The following is a 2,922-nucleotide window of genomic DNA, read 5'->3' on the forward strand; positions in this document are numbered from 1 at the left end:
CACCTGCCCGGCACCAGCACCCCGCACAGCACCGGCGCCCCGAACGCCGCCGGTGGCTCCCCGCACGTGACCGGCTCCACCGCCGGCGGGCTGCCCAAGCGCCGCCGCAGGCAGCCCGCGTCCGGACAGCAGCGCCACCCCCGGCCCGCCGCGCCGATGCCGCCCACCGACATCCCCCCGGAGCGCTCGGCGGAGGAGACCGCCCGGCGCATGGGCGCGTTCGCCCGCGGCACCCGCAGCGGCCGCACCGGCGAGCACCAGATGCCGCCGCTCCCCGGCGACCGGGACGCCCGGCCCGGCGACCGGGACGCCCGGCCCGCCGGCCGGGTCCCCGGCCCCGGGCCCATGCCCGAACAGCTTCCGCCGTTTGCTCCGCCCGGCCCGCCGGCCGATGCCCACGCCCCCACCCCCGTAGAAGACGAAGGGAACCCGCACGCGTGAACGACCATATGAACAAAGAGCTGGGCTGGATGCTGGACGAGGTCGTCAAGATGCCGGAGGCCCGGCACGCGATCCTGCTCTCCGCCGACGGCATGCTGCGCGCCCACTCCCAGGGCATCGACCGCGACGAGGCCGAGCGCCAGGCGGCGGCCCTCTCGGGGCTGCAGTCCATCAGCCGCTCCACCACCGAGTTCTGCACCCACCCGCAGGGCCAGGACAGCCCCTGGCGGCAGACACTCATCGAGTTCGCCCACGGCTACGTCTTCCTCATCGCCGCCGGCCCCGGCGCCTACCTCGCCGTCTCGGCGAGCGAGAACGTCGACATGGAAGCCGTCACCTACCGCATGCAGAAGACCGTCGACCGGCTCGGCAAGGAACTGGTGAGCCCGCCCCGCCAAGGCATGGACACCTGGCAAGGCGGCCCGGGCAGCCAGGCATGACCCCGCCGGCGCCGCGACGCGACAAAGGGCTGGTCCGCCCGTACGTCGTCACCGAGGGCCGCTCCCACCCCACGCGCAACACCTTTGACCTCGTCACCCTGGTGATGGCGCATGAGGACCGGCCGCTCGGCGGCCTCAGTCCGGAGAAGTACGCCCTCATGGAGCTCTGTCTCGGCGGCGCCCTGTCCGTCGCCGAGATCGCCGGCCATCTGATGCTGCCCGTCAGCGTCGTCAAGGTGCTGCTCGGCGATCTCGTCGACAGCGGCCACCTCTCCACCCGGGCCCCCATCCCCTCGGCAGAGCTGCCCGAGGCCCAGATCCTCCAGGAGGTGCTCGATGGACTCCGCGCTCGCCTCTGACGGAGCCGTCTACCTGCCCCGTACCGTCCGGACCGCGGCGAAGATCCTCGTCGTGGGGCACTTCGCGGTCGGCAAGACCACCTTCGTCGGCTCGCTGTCGGAGATCCGGCCGCTGCGCACCGAGGAGACCATGACCCAGGCCGGCGCGTTCGTCGACGACCTGGCCGGCATCGACGGCAAGACCACCACGACCGTCGCCATGGACTTCGGCCGGCTCACGCTCAGCGAGAGCCTCGTCCTCTATCTCTTCGGCGCGCCCGGCCAGCAGCGCTTCACCCGGCTCTGGCAGGACATGACCCAGGGCGCGCTCGGCGCGCTCGTCCTCGCCGACACCCGGCGGCTGGACCAGTCCTTCGAGGTCATGGAGCTGCTGGAGGAGCTCGGACTGCCGTACGCGGTCGCCGTCAACCACTTCGACGGCGCCCCGGCCTACCCCGACGAGGAGATCCGCGAGGCCCTCGACCTGCTCCCGGAGACCCCGCTGATCACCTGTGACGCCCGCGACCGGGTCTCCTCGACCCACGCCCTGATCACCCTCGTGGAATACCTCAGCGCCCGTATCGCCCAGGAGCACGTGTGACCTTCCGCCCGGACGCACCACCCCCCGGGTGCCCCGCGCACCAGGCGCAGCCCACGCCGCAGCCCACGCCGCCCACCGTGTACACCCCGCTCTACGGGCCCGACTTCGCCGCCGACCCCCACACCGTCTACCAGCGGCTGCGGCAGTACGGGCCCGCCGCGCCCGTGGAGCTCGCCCCCCGGGTCAAGGCCGTCCTCGTCACCGACTACCGTGCCGCGCTCGAAGTCCTGCGCGGCACCGACCGGTTCGTCAAGGACGCCCGCCACTGGCGGGCCCTCGCCGACGGCCGCGTCGAGGCGGACAACCCGGTGGTGCCGATGATGGCCTACCGGCCCAACTGCCTGTTCTCCGACGGCGACCACCACCGCCGCTACCGCCAGGCCGTCGACGACAGCCTCGCCCGGATCGACCCCAACGCGCTGCGCGGCTACGTCGAGCGCAGCGCCGACAGCCTCATCGACCGCTTCACCGCGCTCGGCGAGGCCGATCTGCTCGGCAGCTACGCCAAGACCCTCCCGCTGCTGGTCTTCCAGCAGCTCTTCGGCTGCCCGCCCGAGCTCGGCGACCGGCTCGTCGAGGGCTTCTCCGGCATCTTCGACGGCGTCGACGCCGAGCGCGCCGACGCCCTGATCACCAGCAGCCTCCTGGAACTCATCGCCCTCAAGCGCCGGCAGCCCGGCGCGGACGTGATCTCCTGGCTGATGGCCCATCCCGTCCAGCTCAGCGACGAGGAGATGCTCCATCAGCTCGTCGTCCTGATCGGCGCGGGCACCGAGCCCCAGCAGAACCTGATCGCCAACGCGCTGCGGCTGCTGCTCTCCGACGACCGCTTCGCCGGTGACCTCGCCGGGGGCAGCCTGCCCGTCGACGACGCCCTCGACGAGGTCCTCTGGCTCGACCCGCCCATGGCCAACTACGCCGTCCACTACCCCCTGGCCGACGACAGCCTCGGCGGCGTCCCGCTGCGCGCGGGCGAGCCCGTCGTGGTCAGCTTCGCCGCCGCCAACACCGACCCCGCCCTGCGCACCGGCCACCCGGCCGGCAACCGCGCCGGCAACCGCGCCCACCTCGCCTGGAGCGCGGGCCCCCACCACTGCCCCGC

The 2,922-nt window shown here is 73.3% G+C and carries 4 protein-coding genes and 1 pseudogene; all 5 read left to right on the top strand.

Translation table 11 applies throughout. The features are described 5' to 3' along the window. Nucleotides 1-441 (top strand): annotated as a pseudogene (locus K6I33_RS33860) (hypothetical protein); the annotation flags it as partial. A gap of 8 nt (nucleotides 442-449) precedes the next feature. After that, nucleotides 450-881, top strand: a complete 432-nt coding sequence (locus K6I33_RS33865) for a roadblock/LC7 domain-containing protein (RefSeq protein WP_238492382.1) — start codon at nucleotides 450-452, stop codon at nucleotides 879-881. Next, nucleotides 878-1,240 (top strand): DUF742 domain-containing protein, encoded by a 363-nt coding sequence (locus K6I33_RS33870; RefSeq protein ID WP_229358639.1) that lies wholly within the window; start codon nucleotides 878-880, stop codon nucleotides 1,238-1,240. Before K6I33_RS33865 ends, K6I33_RS33870 begins: the two co-directional genes overlap by 4 nt. Further along, nucleotides 1,218-1,820: an ATP/GTP-binding protein gene (locus K6I33_RS33875; RefSeq protein WP_229358641.1), complete on the top strand. Its 603-nt coding sequence runs from the start codon at nucleotides 1,218-1,220 to the stop codon at nucleotides 1,818-1,820. The genes K6I33_RS33870 and K6I33_RS33875 overlap by 23 nt, the downstream gene beginning before the upstream one ends. Next, nucleotides 1,817-2,922, top strand: a 1,106-nt coding sequence (locus tag K6I33_RS33880; RefSeq protein WP_374286565.1) for a cytochrome P450, incomplete at its 3' end; no start/stop codon positions are given. The genes K6I33_RS33875 and K6I33_RS33880, both read left to right, overlap by 4 nt.

The sequence above is a fragment of the Streptomyces sp. UNOB3_S3 genome (assembly GCF_020740895.1).
Classification (GTDB): domain Bacteria; phylum Actinomycetota; class Actinomycetes; order Streptomycetales; family Streptomycetaceae; genus Streptomyces.

What these genes read in the sequence shown, in the direction of transcription:
- K6I33_RS33865 (WP_238492382.1), top strand. Translation starts at nt 450, where the DNA reads ATGAACAAAGAGCTGGGCTGGATGCTGGACGAGGTCGTCAAGATGCCG.
- K6I33_RS33870 (WP_229358639.1), top strand. Translation starts at nt 878, where the DNA reads ATGACCCCGCCGGCGCCGCGACGCGACAAAGGGCTGGTCCGCCCGTAC.
- K6I33_RS33875 (WP_229358641.1), top strand. Translation starts at nt 1,218, where the DNA reads ATGGACTCCGCGCTCGCCTCTGACGGAGCCGTCTACCTGCCCCGTACC.